A 19,561-nucleotide genomic window follows, 5' to 3' on the forward strand; every position below is an offset into this window, starting at 1 on the left:
CATCATGGCCTGGAATCCGACCGCCGTTGACACCTGACTGGAGTACGGTAATACGCAATTATAGTTGGATAACTAAGGATATGGCCATGGAGAGAGGATTGCCGACAAAGGCGCTATGGGATCGCCTTCCCGAAATCGTTCGCTTCCGCGATCAACCGGGGATGACGGAGACCTACAGTTTTGCGGGCGCCGAGGGCACGACCGAGCTGGAAGGCCAGCTGTTCCGGCAGAGAGCGCGGCCATCTAAGGCGGTCTATTTGTTCATGCACCCCACAGCCACGCTCCAGCTGCTCCCAATGCCTGAGGCGCTTGCCGATGCGGGGTTGCACGTACTTTGCGCGTCGAGTCGCTACCCGAGAAACGATAGTGCGCTGATTATGGAAAAGGTCGCCTACGACATGGGCCAGTGGGTGCGCCACGCGCGCGAGTCGCTGGGTTATGAAAAGGTGATCCTGGTGGGATGGTCGGGCGGCGGCTCGCTATCGCTGTTTTATGCGGCCCAGTCTGAACATCCGACAATCACCCACACGCCCGCCGGCGACCTTTATGACCTGACAGCAGCGCGGCTGCAGCGGGTTGACGGAATAGTCTTAATCGCCGCCCACCTCAGCCGGGCGGAAGTGCTGACCGAATGGCTTGACCCCTCCGTCATCGACGAATTCGACCCGGACACGCGCGATCTCGAATTCGATATCTATAGTCCGGACTGCCCGAACAAACCACCATTCACCGCTGACTTCATCGCCGCCTTCCGCGAGAGGCAGCGGGCCCGCAATCGCAGAATTACCGCCTGGGCCGAGGAAATGCTTGCCACGCTCCGTCGTCGCAACGACGGCGAAACCGAACGCGCCTTCGTCACGCACCGCACGATGTGCGACGTGCGCTGGATTGATCCGACGATCGACCCCAATGGACGCGCGCCGGGGGCATCCTATCTTGGCAATCCACGCACGGTGAACGTGGGACCCGCTGGTTTGGCGCGATTCTCAACCCTGCGCTCGTGGCTGTCGCAATGGTCCTACGACCTATCCAACTCCAAGGCTGCCGTTAACGCGACAAAGATCCATCGGACCCCTGTGCTGCAGATCGAGAATGAAGCGGACGACGCGGTTCCCGCGAGCCATAATCCGATCATTCACAACGCGCTCACCGTTGCGAACAAGGAATTTGTGAGCATCAAGGGCGCGACCCATTTCTACCAGGGCCAGCCCGAACATATCAGCGCTTGTATCGACGGGATCATCGACTGGAGCCACCGCAACGATTTGTGATCTGGCCGCCGCGATCGACGCGGCGCCTCCGCATTTTCGCTGCGGCGCGGCCGGCTTACGCCGGCCGGTCGCGGATTCCTTGCGGGGATCAGTTGTAGACGGCGTCCCGGATGTCGGACACGAACTTCCCCGACATACCCTCAAAGGCCGTGTTGGTCATGGCCACGACCGTCAGCGCGTTTGCACGATCGATGAACCAGCTATTGCCGTATCCGCCGGTCCAGTGAAGCGTTCCGGGAGACTGCGGCGACGGGACGGCGTGCGGATCTGCAAGCACTGCCCAGCCGAAGCCGAAGCCCCAACCCGGCCCCCAGGCCGCAGCCTGAGGTCCGAGCTGATCGGTCGCCATCATCTCGACTGTTTCAGGCTTCAGGATCGGACCACCCCCGAGCCGGATGGTTTCCAGAAAGTGCAGGACGTCGCCCGCAGTCCCCACCATCCCACCCCCGCCTGACGGATAGGAGTTTGGATCCAGGATACGGCTCGGCGCGAACGTTAGCGACCCGTTGAAGGCATCCAGAGGCACTACCATGCCGTCCGTGATGCGGACGGGAACGGATTCGCTGTTGAAGTAATTCGTCGCGAGCCGCTCAACATCCGCAACGGCAAAGCCGGTATCGACGATACCCAGCGGATCCGTGACCAGTTTGCGCACAGCATCGCGTAGCGAACCACCGGTAACGCTCTCAACCACCCCTCCCATCACATCCATGCCAAGGGAATAGCGAAAACCCGACCCCGGTGCGGCGGTAAGCGGGGCGGCAGCCAGGCGCCGAAGATTCTCGGATAGCGACAATCCCGGTTGATCCAACCCGTCGGAGACGTCGAGGCGACGATAATGGCCATCGCTCCCTTCCTGAAACGGATAGCCGAGCCCCGATGTGTGCGTGAGCAGATGGCGGATCGAGATGACCGGAACCGATCCATCGGACAGGCGCGGCTGAAAGTCGGGCAGGAAGCGCGTCACTGGATCGTCCAGCCTCACAACACCATCCTCGATCAGGCGCATCACGGCGGCGGTGACAAAGGGTTTGGTCACCGATGCAAATCGGAAAATGCTATCCGTTTGCATCGGCTTTTGCGATTCACGGTCTGCAAATCCCGCCGCGCGGCGATAGGCGATCTTGCCGCCCCGGGCGACGATCACGACCGTTCCCACCAAACGATTGTCGGCGAGAGCATTGTCTATCGCGCGATCCAGGCGATCGGACACATCCGCGCCTTTAAAGGCTGATGAACTCATAAGTTCAAACTCTCCCGATACTCTCGCAGACCGGACGCGGCCCGCACCTAAGCGATTGCAGTCATCAACCGCGCGGTGGAGAGCGACGACGATTCGGTCGGAGGCAAGGCCTGACCATCAGCACACCTCTCCACGCAACCTTCACGTCGCAGACCGCCACCGTGCAGTTCCTTAGTTATCTAACCATTAGTGATGTAAGTATCGGCGCGCAACATTGATGTGGGGCATCCATGGTGGCGAGGACACCCACTATCGCATCAGTCGCCTGCCTCATGAGTGATGCCGGCGACCCCTCGGTCCTCTCGGCGCCGCCGACCCGGCTTCGCGTCGGGCTCCTCGGGGGAGAGGCTCCGAATCGCAGCTTCTAGATTGGTCTGCAGCTCGCCCAATAGGGCGATCTGGAGATCCGCTTCGCGGCGCGAAATGCCGGTCTTAGCGATATCCCCAACTTCGATGCCAATGGGCAGAAGCTTCCTTTTCAGCTCGTGACCGTAAGGGGTGAGGAAGATGTTGATCTTCCGCTTGTCCGCCGCGTTGCGGACCCGGGCAACGATTCCCCGTTGCTCCATGGAAGCGATCGCCGAAAGCGTGGTCGGCTCCATCGTTCCAACAAGGTCGGACAGTTCCTTCTGGGTTAAGCCGTCCTGGTCCCACAGGACGCGCAAGAAGTACCACAAGTGTTGAGTTGCACTGAGAAGTGACCCGGGATTTTCATTGAGAAGTGACCCGGGTGGGCGTGGATGATGTGCTGCCTGCGACGAGCAGGGTCAAGCGGGTGATTTGTCCTTTCTGGATTTTGGGGCGGCGGAACTGGCTCTGAAGCGGAAGCTGTCATTGCCGGTTTCAAGGATATGGCAATGATGCGTGAGGCGATCCAGCAGGGCGGTGGTCATTTTGGCATCGCCAAAGATACTGGACCACTCGCTGAAGCTCAGGTTGGTGGTGATAACAACGCTGGTCCGCTCATAGAGTTTGCTGAGCAGATGGAACAGCATGGCCCCGCCTGAAGGGCTGAAGGGTAGATATCCCAGCTCATCAAGGATGACGAGGTCGAGGCGCAACAGACGCTCGGCCAACTGGCCCGCTCTGTTTGCGGCCTTTTCCTGCTCCAACGCATTGACCAGATCGACGGTGGAGAAGAAGCGGATCTTTTTGCGGTGATGCTCAACCGCCTGGACGCCCAAAGCCGTCGCGATGTGGCTTTTGCCGGTGCCTGGTCCGCCGATCAGTACGACGTTGTCGGCGCTATCCATAAAGTCACCACGGTGAAGTTGACGCACGAGCGCCTCGTTGACCTCACTGACGGCAAAGTCGAAGCCTGCCAGATCCTTGTAGGCCGGGAACCGGGCTGCCTTGATCTGGTAAGCAATGGACCTGACCTCCCGCTCGGACATCTCCGCCTTGAGAAGCTGTGAGAGGATCGGAACGGCAGCATCAAAGGCTGGCGCGCCCTGCTCGATCAGATCACCAGCGGCTTGCGCCATGCCATACATTTTGAGGCCACGTAGCATGACAACCACAGCGGCGCTGGCCGGATCATGACGCATGGCGTAACGCCCTCAGCGTGTCGTAGCGTTCGACATCGGCAACAGGCTCCTGGGCGAGGCGCAGGGCCTGCGGGGCATCGATTGGGGATGCCGGTGGAGCCTTGCCATCGATCAGGCGGTGCAGAACATTGAGGATGTGGGTTTTGGTCGGCACCCCAGCTTCGAGGGCCAGTTCGACGGCGCTGAGCACAGCCTGTTCGTTATGCTGTAGAACAAGGGCGAGGATTTCGACCATCTCCCTGTCACCACCGAGCCGCTTGAGCAGATGCCCCTGCAGTTGCCGGAAGGCTTCGGGCATTTCGAGGAATGGCGCCCCATTGCGCAAAGCGCCAGGCTTGCGCTGAACAACTGCCAGATAGTGCCGCCAGTCATAGATCGTCTGCCCCGGCTTCTGGTGAGAACGGTCGATAATCCGGTTGTGCTCGCACAAGATTTGCCCCTCGGCCGCGATGACCAACCGATCAGGATAGACCCGCAGGCTCACTGGCCGGTTCGCAAAGGATGCAGGAACGCTATAGCGATTGCGCTCGAACGCGATCAGGCAGGTCGGCGACACGCGCTTGGTATGTTCGACAAAGCCATCGAAGGCCCGCCCCATCGGCATCAGGCTGATAATCTCAACGGCGTGCACATCGGCAACTGTGCCGGGGAGGACGCCATGCTGGATTTCTCCCCATTGTGCGATGCACCGCTCTTCCAACCAGGCATTGAGGGCATCAAGATCTGGGAAGTTGGGCATTGGCTGCCATAACCGTCGACGCGCATCCTGAACGTTTTTCTCGACCTGACCTTTCTCCCAGCCTGAGGCCGGATTGCAAAAATCCGTTTCGAACAGGTAGTGGCTGGCCATGGCAGCGAACCGCGCATTGACCTGTCGGACTTTGCCCTGGCCGATCCGGTCTACAGCCGTCTTCATATTGTCGAATATTCCACGCTGAGGCACGCCGCCCAGCACCCGGAAGGCCTGCGTCAGTGCGTCGAACAACATCTCGTGCGTTTGCAGCAGATAGGCTCGCGTGATGAACGCCCGACTGTGGGAGAGCTTGGTATGGGCCACCTGCAGCTTGGTAGGCCGGCCATTCAGAAGGGCGTAATCTTCACTCCAATCGAACTGAAAGGCCTCACCGGGCTGGAAGATCAGCGGTACGAATGTGCCGCGCCCACTGGTTTGCTTTTCATATTGGCGTTCGGTCTTCCACGAGCGGGCGAAGGCGGCAACACGGCTGTATGATCCCTCGTAGCCCAGCTTAACCAGATCTGCATGTAGCTGCTTGGCTGTTCGCTTCTGTTTGCGCGACTTGCCAGATTCCACCCGCAGCCACGTCGTCAGTTTTGTAACCGTCCGGCCTGACCCGCTTGCCGAAGCGCAGAGGAGTGCGCAGGACGTCCTTAAGGTCGCACATAAGGACGCGCTTAAGGACAGCCATGACGCAGGTGACGGTGTTGACGGGGGCTGCTCGCCGCCGGGATTGGTCGGATGAGGAACGGCTCGAGATTCTTCGTGAGGCGTTTTCGCCTGGTGCCAAGGTCCAGCACGTTGCGCGGCGGTACGACGTCTCTCGTAGCCTGATCTATCAGTGGCGTCGTGCGGCTCTGCGCCGGGTGCAAGAGGCGTTCGTCCCGGCGGTGATCGACAATACGCCGGAGCCGGCCGTGGTCCCCACCGCACCGACCGAGCCGGAAGCGGCGATCGTGCTGGAGCTGACCGATGGTCGGCGGATGCGCATTTCGGCATCGACGCCGCCGGCGTTGGCAGCGGCTGCGCTGAGGGCGGTGCGATGATCCCGTCGGGTGCGCGGGTGTGGATCGCGATGGGCCATACCGATATGCGGCGCGGGATGCAGAGCCTGGCGGCGATGGTCCAGCAGCACTTCACCAGGGACCCGTTCGCCGGCGATCTCTGGGTCTTCCGGGGCCGCTCCGGATCGCTGATAAAGATTATCTGGCATGATGGGATTGCCATGTCGCTGTACACACGGCGGCTCGAGAAGGGTAAGTTCATCTGGCCCTCCGCGAAGGACGGCGTGGTGTCGCTGACGAGTTCGCAATTGGCCTGCCTGCTCGACGGGATCGACTGGCGCAACCCGCAGTATAGCTGGCGTCCGCAGAGTGCCGGATAACTTCACAAGACCGCGCATTTTCGGCTTGCCCTCGGGGCCTGGGGATGATTCACTTCGTTCATGGAAGCCGCCGTTTCGCCCTTTCCGGACGACGCCGATGCGCTCAAGGCGCTCCTCGCAACGGCGCTTCTGAGGGCTGACGAGGCTGAGCAACGCGCCGCAAGCGTCGAGGCCGAGCTGGCCAACGCCCGCGCCCTCGCGAGCGCCACCGAAGCGCTGATCGCACACCTCAAGCTGCAGAACGCCAAGCTGAGGCGTGAGCAGTTCGGCCCCAGTGCCGAACGCACGGAGCGGCTGCTCGCGCAGTTTGAGCTCCGGCTCGAAGACCTCGAAGCCGACGCGGCCGAGGACGAACTCGCCGCCGAAGCCGCCGCGGCAATGACGGCAACCGTTTCCGCTTTCCAGCGCAGGAAGCCGGTCAGGAAGCCATTTCCCGACCACCTGCCGCGCGAGCGCGTCGTCGTGCCCGCGCCGTGCTCGTGCCCGGCTTGTGGGGGCGGGCGCCTGTCGAAGCTCGGCGAAGATATAACCGAGACGCTCGAGGTGATCCCGCGTTCGTGGAAGGTCATCCAGACGGTGCGTGAGAAGTTCGCCTGCCGGGATTGCGAGAAGATCACGCAGCCGCCCGCACCCTTCCACGTCACCCCGCGCGGATGGGCTGGCCCCAGCTTCCTCGCCATGCTGCTGTTCGACAAGTACGGCCAGCATCAGCCGCTCCACCGCCAGGCCGAGCGCTTCGCCAGCGAAGGCGTGCCGCTCAGCGTGTCAACACTGGCTGACCAGATCGGTGCGGCCTGTCAGGCGCTCATGCCAGTCTTCCACCTGATGGAGGGCCACACCTTCGCCGCCGAGCGCCTGCACGGCGACGATACCACCGTGCCGGTCATGGCCAAGGGCAAGACCGTCACCGGTCGATTATGGAACTATGTGCATGACGATCGACCCTTCGGGGGCAATGATCCGCCCTCGGTCGTCTTCTACTATTCCCGCGACCGATGCGGCGACCATCCACGGCGCCACCTCACGGCCTGGTCAGGGATTCTGCAAGCCGACGCCTATAGCGGCTACAATGAGCTCTATGCGCCCAACCGGCAGCCCGGGCCGATCCTCGAGGCGGGATGCTTCGCGCACGCGCGGAGGAAGTTTTTCGAGCTCGCCGACGTCGAGGGCGCGGCACGCAAGAAGAGCCGCGGCAAGAAGGCGCCGATCGTCTATCCGATCGCGCTCGAGGCCGTGCAGAAGCTCGACGCCCTGTTCGCGATCGAGCGCGACATCAATGGCAAGAGCCCGGCCGAGCGCCTCGCCGTCCGTCAGGAACTCAGCGCGCCGTTGATGGCCGAGCTCCACAAATGGCTGAACGCGCAGCTGGCCCGGATCTCGCGCAACCACGACCTCGCCAAGGCCATCAACTATATGCTGCGCCGCTGGGACGCGTTCACCCGCTTCCTCAGCGATGGCAAGGTCTGTCTCTCAAACAACGCCGCCGAGCGTTCACTGCGCTGCGTGCCTCTCGGGCGCAAGTCGTGGCTGTTTTGCGGCTCGGATCGCGGTGGCCAGCGGGCGGCGGTCGCCTATTCGCTGATCCTGACCTGTCGACTCAACAACGTCGATCCGCAGGCATGGCTCGCCTACGTCCTCGCCCGCATCGCCGACCATCCCGTCAGCCGCCTCGACGAACTGCTCCCGTGGAATTGGAAGGCCGCCCAAGTCGCGCTCGCCGCCTGATCCAAACTGCGCCGCGGTACTCGGCGTATGCTTACTCAGTTTTTCTGCAAACTGATCAAGCTTGCTCGGCCGTTTGGGAACCTTGAACGTCGGCTCCACCGCGTCATCGCGCAGATATTTGCGGATCGTGTTGCGCGATAATCCAGTCCGCCGCCGGATCTCGCGAATGGGGATGCCTTGCCGAAAATGCCAGCGGCGGATCACACTGAGTAGGTCCATGTCGATCACTCCGATGCCTCCTGACTGTCAGCCAGGGGCGAGGAAAACATGGGTCAATTCTCAGTGAAAACTTATAACCCTCCCGGGTCACTTCTCAGTGCAACTCAACAGCTTTGCGCTCAGAGGCTGTCATGCACACCTGTTCATACAGCCATTTATCGGGAAAAGCTTGCTCATCGACGCGCACGCGGCGCCGGTAACGGGATTGGTACCGAGACTTTTCCTCCGGCGATAGCGACTGGAATGAACAGTCCCGTGAGCCGGGCGGCATCTGAGCAATCGCGGGCGAGGATAGAGCAGCCATCGACCCGGCTGCCAGACCTGCGAACAGAAGTTTGGTGCGCATGGACAAAAGGTTCACCGAAACTCGCATCCAAGTGTGGCGTTTGTCGACAGAACGTGGCTAGCCCACGAGCAAGGGTTGGCTGGGACTGCGCGGCATCGGACTCCTCGATCGATCACTGTGCAATTTGCGCCTCGCTGTCGTCAGACCGGGGTCTGAGCCAAAGACTGGCGACAAACCAGGCGAGCGCTACCGCCCCGGCAGAAAAGACGATATCTCCAGGAACCCTCAGCCACACCAGCAGATCGACCACCGGTTGCTGCATGAACTCGGCCGAGCGAGCGTACCAGTAGCCCTTGTCAATCGCGGCGATCAGCTGAAGCGTACCAAGTGGCAGCAAGGTCAGGAGCGCCATCAACGCAAGGCCGATGTTGAAGCACCAAAAGCTCGTCTTCAGCACGCCTTCGTTCCAGATCAGGTTCGGCAACATGCCACGCAGGCAGAACAGGACGAGCCCGACGCCCAACATGCCGTATACGCCGAACAATGCGGTGTGTCCGTGCAGCGGCGTCAGATTGAGACCCTGCATGTAATAGAGCGACAGCGGCGGATTGATGAGGAAGCCGAACAGGCCTGCTCCGACGAGATTCCAGAAGGATACCGCGAGGAAGAACATGACGGGCCATTTATAACGCTGCATCCAGGGTGTCGCGCTGCTCAGCTTCCAGTGTTCATAAGCTTCGAAGCCAATATAGGCGAGCGGCACGACCTCGAGCGCTGAGAAGCTCGCGCCAAGCGCCAGCACCGCGATCGAGGTTCCCGCGAAGTAGAGATGGTGCAACGTTCCCAGCACTCCGCCTGCCATGAAGATGATCGTGGCAAACAAGACGGCGACCGTGGCGGTGGGTGTCGGAATGAGGCCGAGGCGCGTGAAGAGGAAGGCGATGACCGCGGTGGCGAACACCTCGAAAAAGCCTTCGACCCACAGATGGACCACCCACCAACGCCAATATTCAATCATGGAGAGCGCTGTATGCTCATTCCAGAACAGCCCGGCACCGTAGAAGAGTCCGATGGCTACGGCGGATAGGAAAAACAGCATCGTGATGTGGCGGGATTCGGACTTCTCTTTGAGCGCAGGCCAGAGCGCCCGGCCGACGAGCACAAGCCAGAGCATCAGGCCGATGAAGAGAAACCACTGCCAGAAGCGCCCCATATCGACATATTCCCAGCCCTGGTGTCCGAACCAGAAGTTCCTCTCCAGTCCCAGTTTCTGCATCACCGCGAGCCATTGCCCGGCAAAGGAGCCCACGACGATAATCAGGAGGCAGGCCCAGAGGATGTTGGCACCCAGAGCCTGGAACCTCGGTTCATGGCCCGAGATCGCAGGAGCTATGTAGAGGCCCGTTCCCAGCCAGGCTGTCGCGATCCACAGCACGGCAAGCTGCGTGTGCCAGGTGCGGGTGATCGAATAGGGCAGGATCTCGGCCGCTTCATAGCCATAAACCAGCTGCCCCTCGACCTGATAGTGGGCCGTCATTGCACCCAGCATGATCTGCGCGAGAAACAGTGCGAGAACGACCCAGAAATATTTGGCTGTCGCCCGCATCGAAGGCGTCACCGCGATCTCGCGCAGCGGATCTTTCGCGGGGAGGTCGTGCTCCTTCTCCCTTCGTCCGTGCGTCACCGCATGGTGCCAACCCAACAGCGCGATGCCGGCAAGCAGGAAGGTGACGCTGAAGGCCGACCAGATGAATGTACTTGATGGTGGGCGATTCCCGACCAGCGGCTCGCTCGGCCAGTTGTTCGTATACGTTGTCGTCCGCCCTTGTCGTTCCGTTGTGGCCGCCCAGGCCGTCCACCAGAAGAAGGAGGTCATGGCGGCTCGGTGCCCTGCGTCGGGGACCGTATCGTTCTTCATGGCATAGTTTTCGCGCAGCTCGGCGGTGGCGGGGTCGTTGCCGAACAGATTGACGTAGTGCTTTGCCACCCGCTCGATTGCCACCGCGCGATCGTTGCTGATCGTGATGGTATCCGTGCTCGCTTCAAACGTGTTTCGGCGCATTTCCGTTTGCAGCCGCCGCTGGAGGAGCGCCTTGTGTTCCTCGTTTAAACTCTCAAAGGCGCCGCCCAGATCCCGCTGTGCCCAGAGATCGAGAAGTGCCAGTGATTCCCGGTGCAACCAGTCGGCTGACCAATCGGGCGCTACGTAGCCGCCGTGTCCCCAGATCGAGCCCAGTTGCATGCCGCCCATAGATTGCCAGACCTGGCGGCCACGCTGCATCTCGGCACGGGTGAAGACGGTTTCGCCGTTTGCGGTCACGACCTTGGCGGGAAGCGGCGGCGCCTGAATGCTGATGTCGCGGCCAACCAGAAGCAGGACGGCAAAAGAGACTGCCAGCAATGATAGAAGCCAAATCCAGAGCTGACGTGTTCGATCCATGGTTCTCCCCTATGGGCTACGAGGCGGTACAGCAAAGCGACTAGCGCGCTGCGCGCCGTGCCATCATGCCGCCCGTGATCAATTCTTCCTGGGGGCAGGCTGATCCGATTGAACGACCGGACCGCCTTCCGCTTCCCACCGGTCGACACAGTCGCAATCGTCATAGGCCTCGACCGCCAAGGTCTCGGTGCCGGCTTTTGCCTGTGATCCTTCTACAGGCGGAAAGAGGATCGTCAGAAGCAGCACAGAGTTTTCCGCGCCCTTGACCGAGTGCGGCGCGCCTCCTTCGAGATAGACCCACTGGTTACGCCGCAGTTCGATCGAGCTTGCGCTGAGCTCGACTTTCACATGGCCCTCGAGGCAATGCAGCATGATGCTGCCCGGCACCTGATGCTGGCGCATTTCGGTGCCGCTCGGGATCACCAGCCGGATGGTTTCGAAATGGTCCGCCTTCACGATCGCTGTGGAATGTTCTTCATGTGTCGTCACGTTCTCGGGCAAGAGATCGACGACTTCTCCGGGCGCTGCGTGGTGAAGGGCCATATCGTTCAATTCCTTTCCGTGTTCGTGGTTTTATGATTGGAGCAAGACGGGCAAGCGGACTGCCGCGTGCGGTCCGGCTTGGAGCGTCCAGCGCGCAATAGCTTTACCCATCGCGCGCCGATTTGGAGTCCTGCGGCGATCCATGACCGCGACGCGCGGCGACGACCGTCAAAGGGAGCGGGATCGACCGGTTCACCACATTCTGGACAGAACATGTCACGTTCCTCCTTTTCGGCTTCGATGCGCCAAGACGTCAATCATCCATCTGGCGCCGCAGGGGTTTCGAACCGATCGGCCGCGTTACGCTCGAAGAGCGACGCGAGATCTCGCCGCTTCGTCAGCAGGTCTGCAAGCGTATAGCGGTCAAGTACCGCCAGGAACGCGCCGAGCGCCTCCTTCAGCACGCCCGTCAGCCCACATGCAGGCGCGACCACGCATCCGCCGCAGTCAACGAGATCGAAGCCGTCCTCGGTCTGGCGTATGAGTGCGCCGATGTTGATCTCTTCGGGCGGCCGCCCCAGGCGGATGCCGCCCGACCGTCCACGCACACTCTCCACATCACCACTGCGTGCGAGTTGGTTCACCACCTTCATCAAGTGATTCTGCGAGATTCCGTAGGCCTGCGCGACCTCACCGATCGAGCACAGGCGGTCAGGCCGCGCGCCCAGATAGAGCAGCACGCGCATCGAATAGTCGGTGAACAGGGTCAGTTTCATGGGGCGTTCCCACTCTCTTCCTCAGCTCGTCGCATTAAGATGTATTCACCTTGCATGTTTTCAGGGAAAAGTATAGATGCATTCGTGATACATGATTGGAGTCGGGCGAATGACCGAGCTGGAACTGAAGGATGAGGCGCTCAAGCAGCTTGTCGACGCCTTCTACGCGCGCGTTCGCGCAGATGCCGACCTGGGGCCGATTTTCAACGACGCGATCGATGACTGGCCGGAACATCTCGAAAAGCTGGCGGCGTTCTGGTCATCCGTCATGCTCGCCAGTGGCCGATACAAGGGCCAGCCCATGCCAGCGCACCTGAAGCACAGGTCGAGGATAACGCCAGCGCTTTTCGACCGCTGGCTCGCGCTGTGGGACTGTACGACAAACGAGATGATGGCGCCCGACGCAGCTGCGGCTCTGCAGGCGAAAGCGAAGCGGATTGCCGAGAGCCTGCAGCTTGCCATGTTTTTTCGGCTCGATCGGCCAAGCGTCGCTGACGGCGAGGCCGGGTCCATTCATTGCGAACGGCGAGTACCCACCCATGCCTGACATTCTACCCTATCGTTCGACGCCGGTGTTCGATCAGGACACGCTCCCGGCCGCCCTGCGGGCACGCTATGATACCAAGGCGGGTGTCTGGGGTTTGATCCGTGTTCTGGAGGGTGAACTTCGGCTGACCTATCTCGATCCACCGTCGGAGGTTGTCCTGACGCCCGAACGGCCCGGATTGATCCTTCCGCAGCAGCCGCACTTCGTGACGCCCGTCGGCGCCATGAAAATGCGGGTCGATTTCTATGATCAGCCGCCCGGCGACTGATCGTCGGGAAACTCGAACCCCTTCCAACAAGGAGAAGTTTATGTCGCAGCCTCTCAGCGATCAGACCATCGCGCTCGTCAAGGCGACGGTCCCTGCACTTGAAGCGCATGGCCTGGATATCGTGCATGAAATGTATTCCAGGATGTTCCAGAACCCGGAGATCCGCGACCTTTTCAACCAGTCGCATCATGGTGACGCCGGGTCGCAGCCGCGGGCGCTCACTGGCGCCATTCTCGCCTATGCCAGCAATATCGATAATCTCGGCGCGCTTGCGCCGGCGGTCGAGCGCATCGCGCAAAAACATGTCGGTCTCCAGATACTGCCGGAGCACTATCCGCACGTCGCCGAAGCACTGCTCGGCGCGATCAAGGCGGTGCTGGGCGGTGCGGCGACCGATGAAATCTTGGGTGCCTGGGGGGAAGCCTATTGGTTTCTCGCCAATATCCTGATCGCGCGGGAACAGCGCGTCTATACCGAACAGAAGGACGCGGCCGGCGGCTGGAACGGCTGGCGCGATTTCCGCGTCGAAGACGTTGTGCGCGAAAGCAGCGTCATCAATTCCTTTGTCCTTCGCCCCGTCGACGGCGGCCCCGTCATGCGCCACAAGCCGGGCCAGTATCTTACCTTCTGGCTCGAAATTCCCGGACATCCGCCGGTCAAGCGCAACTACTCGATTTCGGCCGCCGCCAATGGCGAAACCTACCGCATTTCGGTCAAGCGCGAGCCGCAAGGGCTCGCTTCGGGCTGGTTGCACGACGAGGCGAAACCCGGGACGATCCTGAAGGTGGCCGCTCCCGCCGGCGAATTCTTCCTTGCCGATCATGTCGAACGGCCGGTCGTACTGCTGTCGGGCGGCGTGGGCCTGACGCCGATGGTGGCGATGCTCGAAGCCCTCGTTCAGAACGGCGCCGAAGTGCCGGTTCATTACATCCACGGCACGCATGACCGCGACACCCATGCGATGCGCGACCATGTCCGCGCTGTGGCGAGCCATGGCCAATCGATCGCGATCACCGATTTTCACCAGACCCCGCTCGAGGATGAAACAGAGGGCAGCGACTACGATGTGGCCGGCATAATTACCGATGAATGGCTGGTCGCCAGCACACCGGTCGCACAAGCGGACTATTACATCTGCGGGCCGCGTCCGTTCTTGCGTCATGCGGTCTCGACCCTGTCGCTGGCGGGTGTGCCGTCGGACAGGATCCACTATGAGTTCTTCGGCCCGGCTGACGAACTGCTCGCGGCTTGAGGGAGCGGAGGCATGGACGACATCATCCTGGCCCGAGCCATTCATGTCCTGGCGGTCCTTGTCTGGATCGGCGGCGTGGCGTTCGTGACGCTTGTGGTGATGCCGTCCGTGCGCGCCGCCAATCCGCCGGCGGAGCGGCTGGCGGCCTTTCATCGACTGGAGGGGCGCTTTGCGGCGCAGGCGCGCCTCTGGGTGCTGTTGGCAGGACTGAGCGGTTTCTGGATGATCTATCGCGCGCAGATGTGGGACCGCTTTTTCGATCTTCGGTTCTGGTGGATGCATGCGATGGTTGGGCTGTGGGCCATTTTCGCCGCGATGCTTTTCGTGATCGAGCCGCTGTTTCTCCACCGCCGAATGATGACATCGGTCAAGCCCGCCGCAGATTTTGCCCGAATGGAGGCCCTTCACCGAATATTGCTGGGTATCGCGGTTGTCACGGTTCTCGGCGCAGTGGCGGGAAGCCACGGTTTCTAGACTGCGCTTTTCGTATGGTTCCAAAATTCGTGCCTGTCCTCCCAAGGACGGGATCAGATATCCGCCCGGCGGCCCGCGCCAATCCAGCCCAATCTTCCGCCCGCCATCGGACTTTCATGGTTCGGAACCATCCTATGCGAAGTCGATTCCTACAGGACAGCCGCTTGAAGTCCCCCATTATGCTGACGCCATGGGATCCGCCTGACCCGCTCTCTTCCGCTCCAATCGCACAGCAAAGTGAAAACGCCATGTTCAACAAGCCCTTCATTGCCGTACTGGCGGCGACCATGCTCACGCTCGGTGGCTGCGCGACAGACGCGCGATACGTCGATCGCCAAGCCCCTGTCGCCGAGCTGAGAGACAAGGTCGTAACCGGCAACGCATCCTATCGTCAGCGCATCGCTCTGCCTGCCCGCGCGACATTCAACGTAAGACTGCTGGACGTTTCGCGCGCCGATGCGAGATCGGCGATCATCGCCGAGGAAACGCGCGAGATAGCAGGGCAGCAGGTTCCTTTGCCATTTTCGATAAGGGTGAAGGAACACAGGACTTGAAGACCAACATGCGTTACGCAGTCCGCGCGACGATTACCGATCCCGAGGGCAAGCTGATATGGACCACAGATACGGTCCATTCGGTCGATCCCACGCGGTTCGAGCAGGATCTCGGGACGCTCAATATGGTTCGCGTTGGTGACCGCCCGGCGGCTTCAGGCTTGATCGGCCCGCAATTCAAGGTGGAGGATATCAATCAGACGGGTCTGATCGACAGATCCAATGTGACGGTGCAGTTTTCGCAAGACGGCCGAGTGAGCGGATCGGCCGGCTGCAACAGGTTCACCGGCGACTACTCGATCGAGGGACAGTCGCTTCGGATTGGGCCGCTCGCCGTGACGCGGCGGGCTTGCGTGCCGACGCTCGGAAACCAGGAAACCAGGTTCCTGGCCATTCTGCAGGATGTGACCTCATGGTCCGTCAACAGCAATGGGTCAGTGCTCTTTCCGTGCCGACGACGGACGATACCTGGCGGCGATACGCTGATTCGACCGCAGTATGCTGAAGAGCGGCTGCCGCTCAGTCCTGACCGATCGGAGACGGAGGTCGAGCCAGTCTTGGACACAGGCTTAACGGTCCAAGAGCTTGATCGGCAAAAGTCCATTGCGCCGTCGCCAAACACAGGTTCAAATTCGGCCGCGATGCGTGGCGAGCGACGCTGACCACTGATTTTTTGGTGTTTACCGCGGGAGACGGCAGGGCAATAGTTGGGAACTTCCGTCCGACCCGCGTGTTGCTGGTTCGGCGCGAGCTGTGTTCCCATCGGGAGCGAACCTGCTGCTGCGCTGTCAGCCCGTGGCGATGACCGATGAGGGGGGAAATAGATCGGCCATGATACTGACCTTGACCGAGACCGAACGCCAGATCGCGCTCGCCATTTCCGTTGCCGTCGGTCTGTGCGGCCTCGTTCTCGCAGCGGCAGGCAATCAGGACACAATGGAAATCCACGGCTGGCTGATCCTGGCCATTGCCGCCATTTGCGCCATCATCGTAATCCGCGGCATCTGGGGACCGGAACCGCCAAAATCCCGTTTGCAAAGCTACTATGACGAGCCCATCAAGGCCGGCATCATCGCCAGCATGGCTTGGGCGGTGGTGGCGATGTTCGTGGGGGTCTGGGTCGCCGCGCTGCTGGCATTCCCTGACCTGACGTTTGACAGTGCCTGGGCGAGCTTCGGCCGCTTGCGACCGGTGCACACCAGCGGCGTGATCTTCGGCTTTGGCGGCAACGCGCTCATCGCCACCTCGCTGCATGTCGTGCAGCGGACCTCGCGGGCGCGTCTTCCCGATCAGCTTTCGGCCTGGTTCGTGCTGGTGGGCTACAACCTGTTCTGCATCCTCGCGGCCAGCGGTTATCTGCTCGGGGTTACCCAATCGAAGGAATATGCCGAGGCCGAATGGTATGCCGACATCTGGCTGGTGATCGTCTGGGTGACCTACTTCATCCTCTACATCCGGACGCTCGCACGCCGCAAGGAACCACACATTTATGTGGCCAACTGGTACTTCATGGCCTTCATTCTCGTCGTCGCGATACTCCATATCATCAACAATCTCGCGATTCCGGTCTCGCTGGGCCATGCGAAGAGCTACACCATCTGGTCGGGCGTCCAGGATGCTATGGTGCAGTGGTGGTATGGTCATAACGCCGTCGCCTTCTTCCTGACGGCGGGCTTCCTGGGCATGCTCTATTACTACCTGCCCATCCGGGCCCAGCGGCCGATCTTCTCCTACCGTCTCTCGATCCTGAGCTTTTGGGGCATTACCTTCTTCTACATGTGGGCGGGTTCCCACCACCTTCATTATACCGCCCTACCGCACTGGGTTCAGACGCTGGGCATGACCTTCTCGGTGATGCTCCTCGTGCCGTCATGGGCTTCGGCTGGCAACGCCTTGCTAACATTGAACGGCGCCTGGCACCGCGTGCGCGATGATGCGACGCTCCGCTTCATGATGGTCGCGGCGGTGTTTTATGGCATCTCGACCTTTGAAGGTTCGTTCCTCGCCATCCGGCCCGTCAATTCGCTTTCGCATTACACCGACTGGACGGTTGGCCATGTTCACGCCGGCGCGCTCGGCTGGGTGGCGCTCATCACCTTCGGCTCGCTCTACACGCTGGTGCCGTCCTTGTGGAAGCGCGAGGCGATGTATTCGCCCGCCTTGGTCGAGTGGCACTTCTGGCTCTCGCTTGCCGGCACTCTTGTCTACATTTTTGCCATGTGGAACTCGGGCATCATCCAGGGCCTGATGTGGCGGACCTATACGGAGGAAGGCACGCTAGCCTACTCCTTCCTGGATTCGCTCAGAGCCATGTATCCCTATTACATCGCGCGTACGCTCGGCGGCCTCCTGTTCCTGATCGGTGCTGTGATCGGCGCCTACAATATGTGGAGGACCATTCGCGCCGCCTCGGCCCAGGCGCCGTTCGAAGGCGACGTCCCGCTACAGGCCGCGACGGCGGCGGGGAGGGCCTGAGCCGTGGCGGAACTGTTTCATCGCAAGCTCGAACGTTCGGCGATCGGCTTCGTGCTCGCCATCATCGCGGCTGCCAGTGTCGGCGGCCTCGTCGAGATCGCTCCGCTTTTCACGATCGACGAGACGGTCGAGGAGGCGCCAGACATGCGGCTCTACACGCCGCTCGAACTGGCGGGGCGAAACATCTATGTGCGCGAAGGATGCTATGCCTGTCACAGCCAGATGATCCGGACGCTGCAGGACGAAGTTGAGCGCTATGGTCCCTATTCGCTCGCGGTCGAATCCAAATATGACCATCCGATGCTCTGGGGTTCGAAGCGCACCGGACCCGACCTCGCCCGCGTTGGCGGCAAATATTCCGATTTCTGGCACGTCGCCCATCTGACCAATCCGCGCGATGTGGTGCCCGATTCCAATATGCCGGCCTATCCCTGGCTGGCGCGGACGCCCTTGCGCCTCGCTGATCTGCCCTTGCACCTCAAGGCGCTGCGGGCCGCGGGGGTGCCCTACACCGATGCCATGATCGAGAATGCGAGCGTCGATGCCTTCGACCAGGCGACACCGGAAAGCTCGACCTCGTCCGGTATCACCGAGCGGTATGGCGAAGAAACGCAGGTTCGCGTGTTCGACGATGTGGCGACCGAGGTCACCGAGATGGACGCGCTCGTCGCCTATCTTCAGGTTCTCGGCCGGCTGACCGACGTGCCGTACAAGAATACGGCCGCGCCGCAGAAGCCGCCAGAGCCGGTGAAATGACATGAGGAGGCAGGCATGGACATAAGCCACGAGGCTCTTGTTGCATTCTCGAAAAGCTGGGGGCTGTTCTACCTCATCGGTCTGATGATCGGTGTCCTCATTTATACGTTCCGGCCGTCCAATCGTGGCAAGTTCAACCGAGCCAAACAAAGCGTTCTCGATCAGGACGACAAGCCATGGACGTAGAGCGCGATCCCGTCAGCGGTCATGAAACGACCGGCCATGTCTGGAATGGCATCAAGGAGCTCGATACGCCGGTCCCCAAGGGTGTGCTGATTTTTCTGATCGTCACCCATCTCTTCGCTTTCGCCTGGTGGATTCTCATGCCGACTTGGCCCTTGGGCGACACCTACACCAAGGGAATTCTCAACATCGACCAGCGCACCTCGGTCGAAAAGCACCTGGTCGATTCGCAGGCGGGACGGGCCGACTGGATAAAGCGGATCGAAAGCGAGAACCTCGAGCAGATCGCGGCCGACCCCCGGCTCATGACCATCGTGCGTAGCACCGGCCACCGGTTGTTCGGCGACAACTGCGCCGCCTGCCACGGCATCAATGCCAAGGGGGGTTATGGTTATCCCGATCTGACCGATGACGACTGGATCTGGGGCGGCGACCTTGAGACGATCGCGCAGACCATGCGCGTTGGGGTCAATGTGGAGCATCCGCAGGGGCGCGTCTCGCAGATGCCCTCGTTCGGACGCGACGGGATACTCGATGCCGATCAGGTCAGTCTGGCGGCCAACTATGTCTACGCCTTGTCGCATCCCAAGTTCGTGACGAATGCCAATCGGACGTCGATTGTATCGGGGCGCGAGGTCTTCATGGCCAATTGCGCGATTTGCCATGGCGAGGATGCGCGCGGGAAGCGCGATGTCGGCGCTCCCAATCTGACGGACGCGCGTTGGATCTATGGAGGAGACATCGATCAGATCGTGGAGACCGTCCATGGCGGACGCCAGGGGCATATGCCGACATGGGACGAGCGGCTTACGGACTCGGATATCAAGATATTGGCGCTCTATGTTCATTCGCTGAGCGCGCCTCAGCGATGACGGCCATGCGATCCCGATCCCGGTGGCTGGTCTGGACGCTGGTGGCAGCAGGCCTTTTGCTGTTCGTTCT

20 protein-coding genes and 2 pseudogenes are annotated in these 19,561 nt (G+C 61.2%); 14 read left to right on the forward strand and 8 right to left on the reverse strand.

The features are described 5' to 3' along the window. Positions 1-86 precede the first annotated feature (86 nt). Complete coding sequence (locus ACZ2HM_RS24115; protein ID WP_107917714.1) at positions 87-1,271, forward strand: alpha/beta fold hydrolase; 1,185 nt, start codon at positions 87-89, stop codon at positions 1,269-1,271. Positions 1,272-1,359: 88 nt separating this feature from the next. On the opposite strand, the gene ACZ2HM_RS24120 is transcribed toward ACZ2HM_RS24115, so the two are convergent. From ACZ2HM_RS24120 to istA, 4 genes and pseudogenes are all read right to left on the reverse strand, one after another. After that, entirely contained in the window at positions 1,360-2,514 is a 1,155-nt protein-coding gene (locus ACZ2HM_RS24120) for a serine hydrolase domain-containing protein (protein ID WP_130754871.1), read from the reverse strand. Positions 2,515-2,771: 257 nt separating this feature from the next. Next, positions 2,772-3,179 (reverse strand): MarR family winged helix-turn-helix transcriptional regulator, encoded by a 408-nt coding sequence (locus ACZ2HM_RS24125; protein WP_458225890.1) that lies wholly within the window; start codon positions 3,177-3,179, stop codon positions 2,772-2,774. A 102-nt stretch (positions 3,180-3,281) separates the two neighbouring features. Further along, on the reverse strand, positions 3,282-4,061 hold the full coding sequence (gene istB, locus ACZ2HM_RS24130) for an IS21-like element ISRsp3 family helper ATPase IstB (RefSeq protein WP_006955904.1): 780 nt from the start codon (positions 4,059-4,061) through the stop codon (positions 3,282-3,284). After that, a pseudogene (gene istA, locus ACZ2HM_RS24135) lies at positions 4,051-5,394 on the reverse strand (IS21-like element ISRsp3 family transposase); the annotation flags it as partial. The pseudogene istA and the gene istB, both read right to left, overlap by 11 nt. A 92-nt stretch (positions 5,395-5,486) precedes the next feature. On the opposite strand from istA, the gene tnpA reads away from it, so the two are divergent. From tnpA to tnpC, 3 genes are read left to right on the forward strand one after another with little or no spacing between them, the layout of a single operon-like run. Beyond that, positions 5,487-5,843: an IS66-like element accessory protein TnpA gene (gene tnpA, locus ACZ2HM_RS24140; RefSeq protein ID WP_145204632.1), complete on the forward strand. Its 357-nt coding sequence runs from the start codon at positions 5,487-5,489 to the stop codon at positions 5,841-5,843. Beyond that, positions 5,840-6,181: an IS66 family insertion sequence element accessory protein TnpB gene (gene tnpB, locus ACZ2HM_RS24145; protein ID WP_145204634.1), complete on the forward strand. Its 342-nt coding sequence runs from the start codon at positions 5,840-5,842 to the stop codon at positions 6,179-6,181. The genes tnpA and tnpB overlap by 4 nt, the downstream gene beginning before the upstream one ends. 60 nt (positions 6,182-6,241) lie before the next feature. Then, positions 6,242-7,906: an IS66 family transposase gene (tnpC, locus tag ACZ2HM_RS24150; RefSeq protein WP_145204637.1), complete on the forward strand. Its 1,665-nt coding sequence runs from the start codon at positions 6,242-6,244 to the stop codon at positions 7,904-7,906. Between the two features lie 33 nt (positions 7,907-7,939). On the opposite strand, the pseudogene ACZ2HM_RS24155 reads toward tnpC, so the two are convergent. From ACZ2HM_RS24155 to ACZ2HM_RS24170, 4 genes and pseudogenes are all read right to left on the reverse strand, one after another. Next, positions 7,940-8,125 (reverse strand): annotated as a pseudogene (locus ACZ2HM_RS24155) (helix-turn-helix domain-containing protein); the annotation flags it as partial. Between the two features lie 458 nt (positions 8,126-8,583). Continuing rightward, positions 8,584-10,851, reverse strand: coding sequence for a nitric-oxide reductase large subunit (locus ACZ2HM_RS24160; RefSeq protein ID WP_030089516.1), 2,268 nt, complete (start codon positions 10,849-10,851; stop codon positions 8,584-8,586). Between the two features lie 78 nt (positions 10,852-10,929). Next, complete coding sequence (locus tag ACZ2HM_RS24165; protein ID WP_015449317.1) at positions 10,930-11,394, reverse strand: cupin domain-containing protein; 465 nt, start codon at positions 11,392-11,394, stop codon at positions 10,930-10,932. A gap of 257 nt (positions 11,395-11,651) precedes the next feature. Further along, the gene (locus ACZ2HM_RS24170; RefSeq protein ID WP_004212699.1) at positions 11,652-12,110 is read right to left on the reverse strand and encodes an Rrf2 family transcriptional regulator; all 459 of its coding nucleotides are present in this window, start codon (positions 12,108-12,110) and stop codon (positions 11,652-11,654) included. Positions 12,111-12,219: 109 nt separating this feature from the next. Between ACZ2HM_RS24170 and ACZ2HM_RS24175 the strand changes: the two genes are divergently transcribed. The 10 genes from ACZ2HM_RS24175 (at position 12,220) to ccoP (ending at position 19,491) form a co-directional block, all read left to right on the forward strand. Beyond that, the gene (locus ACZ2HM_RS24175) at positions 12,220-12,657 is read left to right on the forward strand and encodes a group III truncated hemoglobin (protein ID WP_030089515.1); all 438 of its coding nucleotides are present in this window, start codon (positions 12,220-12,222) and stop codon (positions 12,655-12,657) included. Then, positions 12,650-12,925, forward strand: coding sequence for a TehB family protein (locus ACZ2HM_RS24180; protein ID WP_458225888.1), 276 nt, complete (start codon positions 12,650-12,652; stop codon positions 12,923-12,925). Before ACZ2HM_RS24175 ends, ACZ2HM_RS24180 begins: the two co-directional genes overlap by 8 nt. 40 nt (positions 12,926-12,965) lie before the next feature. Further along, complete coding sequence (hmpA, locus tag ACZ2HM_RS24185) at positions 12,966-14,177, forward strand: NO-inducible flavohemoprotein (RefSeq protein WP_030089513.1); 1,212 nt, start codon at positions 12,966-12,968, stop codon at positions 14,175-14,177. Positions 14,178-14,189: 12 nt separating this feature from the next. Continuing rightward, a complete protein-coding gene (locus ACZ2HM_RS24190; protein ID WP_015449321.1) occupies positions 14,190-14,651 on the forward strand; it encodes a hypothetical protein in 462 nt (153 codons plus the stop codon). 164 nt (positions 14,652-14,815) lie between these two features. After that, the gene (locus ACZ2HM_RS24195; protein WP_167706876.1) at positions 14,816-15,205 is read left to right on the forward strand and encodes a YbaY family lipoprotein; all 390 of its coding nucleotides are present in this window, start codon (positions 14,816-14,818) and stop codon (positions 15,203-15,205) included. Then, positions 15,202-15,867: an META domain-containing protein gene (locus ACZ2HM_RS24200; protein ID WP_051743620.1), complete on the forward strand. Its 666-nt coding sequence runs from the start codon at positions 15,202-15,204 to the stop codon at positions 15,865-15,867. The genes ACZ2HM_RS24195 and ACZ2HM_RS24200 overlap by 4 nt, the downstream gene beginning before the upstream one ends. A gap of 169 nt (positions 15,868-16,036) precedes the next feature. Next, positions 16,037-17,680 carry a cytochrome-c oxidase, cbb3-type subunit I gene (gene ccoN, locus ACZ2HM_RS24205; protein ID WP_004212708.1) on the forward strand — a complete coding sequence of 548 codons (1,644 nt, stop codon included), beginning with the start codon at positions 16,037-16,039 and terminating at the stop codon, positions 17,678-17,680. A gap of 3 nt (positions 17,681-17,683) precedes the next feature. Next, complete coding sequence (gene ccoO / locus ACZ2HM_RS24210) at positions 17,684-18,436, forward strand: cytochrome-c oxidase, cbb3-type subunit II (RefSeq protein ID WP_004212709.1); 753 nt, start codon at positions 17,684-17,686, stop codon at positions 18,434-18,436. Positions 18,437-18,451: 15 nt separating this feature from the next. Then, on the forward strand, positions 18,452-18,622 hold the full coding sequence (locus tag ACZ2HM_RS24215) for a cbb3-type cytochrome c oxidase subunit 3 (RefSeq protein WP_004212711.1): 171 nt from the start codon (positions 18,452-18,454) through the stop codon (positions 18,620-18,622). After that, complete coding sequence (ccoP, locus tag ACZ2HM_RS24220) at positions 18,613-19,491, forward strand: cytochrome-c oxidase, cbb3-type subunit III (RefSeq protein ID WP_004212713.1); 879 nt, start codon at positions 18,613-18,615, stop codon at positions 19,489-19,491. The genes ACZ2HM_RS24215 and ccoP overlap by 10 nt, the downstream gene beginning before the upstream one ends. The last annotated feature ends 70 nt before the right edge of the window (positions 19,492-19,561 follow it).

This window comes from Sphingobium sp. KKT206 (assembly GCF_055640555.1).

What these genes read in the sequence shown, in the direction of transcription:
- ACZ2HM_RS24115 (WP_107917714.1), top strand. Translation starts at nt 87, where the DNA reads ATGGAGAGAGGATTGCCGACAAAGGCGCTATGGGATCGCCTTCCCGAA.
- ACZ2HM_RS24120 (WP_130754871.1), bottom strand. Translation starts at nt 2,514, where the DNA reads ATGAGTTCATCAGCCTTTAAAGGCGCGGATGTGTCCGATCGCCTGGAT.
- istB (WP_006955904.1), bottom strand. Translation starts at nt 4,061, where the DNA reads ATGCGTCATGATCCGGCCAGCGCCGCTGTGGTTGTCATGCTACGTGGC.
- tnpA (WP_145204632.1), top strand. Translation starts at nt 5,487, where the DNA reads ATGACGCAGGTGACGGTGTTGACGGGGGCTGCTCGCCGCCGGGATTGG.
- tnpB (WP_145204634.1), top strand. Translation starts at nt 5,840, where the DNA reads ATGATCCCGTCGGGTGCGCGGGTGTGGATCGCGATGGGCCATACCGAT.
- tnpC (WP_145204637.1), top strand. Translation starts at nt 6,242, where the DNA reads ATGGAAGCCGCCGTTTCGCCCTTTCCGGACGACGCCGATGCGCTCAAG.
- ACZ2HM_RS24160 (WP_030089516.1), bottom strand. Translation starts at nt 10,851, where the DNA reads ATGGATCGAACACGTCAGCTCTGGATTTGGCTTCTATCATTGCTGGCA.
- ACZ2HM_RS24165 (WP_015449317.1), bottom strand. Translation starts at nt 11,394, where the DNA reads ATGGCCCTTCACCACGCAGCGCCCGGAGAAGTCGTCGATCTCTTGCCC.
- ACZ2HM_RS24170 (WP_004212699.1), bottom strand. Translation starts at nt 12,110, where the DNA reads ATGAAACTGACCCTGTTCACCGACTATTCGATGCGCGTGCTGCTCTAT.
- ACZ2HM_RS24175 (WP_030089515.1), top strand. Translation starts at nt 12,220, where the DNA reads ATGACCGAGCTGGAACTGAAGGATGAGGCGCTCAAGCAGCTTGTCGAC.
- ACZ2HM_RS24180 (WP_458225888.1), top strand. Translation starts at nt 12,650, where the DNA reads ATGCCTGACATTCTACCCTATCGTTCGACGCCGGTGTTCGATCAGGAC.
- hmpA (WP_030089513.1), top strand. Translation starts at nt 12,966, where the DNA reads ATGTCGCAGCCTCTCAGCGATCAGACCATCGCGCTCGTCAAGGCGACG.
- ACZ2HM_RS24190 (WP_015449321.1), top strand. Translation starts at nt 14,190, where the DNA reads ATGGACGACATCATCCTGGCCCGAGCCATTCATGTCCTGGCGGTCCTT.
- ccoN (WP_004212708.1), top strand. Translation starts at nt 16,037, where the DNA reads ATGATACTGACCTTGACCGAGACCGAACGCCAGATCGCGCTCGCCATT.
- ACZ2HM_RS24215 (WP_004212711.1), top strand. Translation starts at nt 18,452, where the DNA reads ATGGACATAAGCCACGAGGCTCTTGTTGCATTCTCGAAAAGCTGGGGG.
- ccoP (WP_004212713.1), top strand. Translation starts at nt 18,613, where the DNA reads ATGGACGTAGAGCGCGATCCCGTCAGCGGTCATGAAACGACCGGCCAT.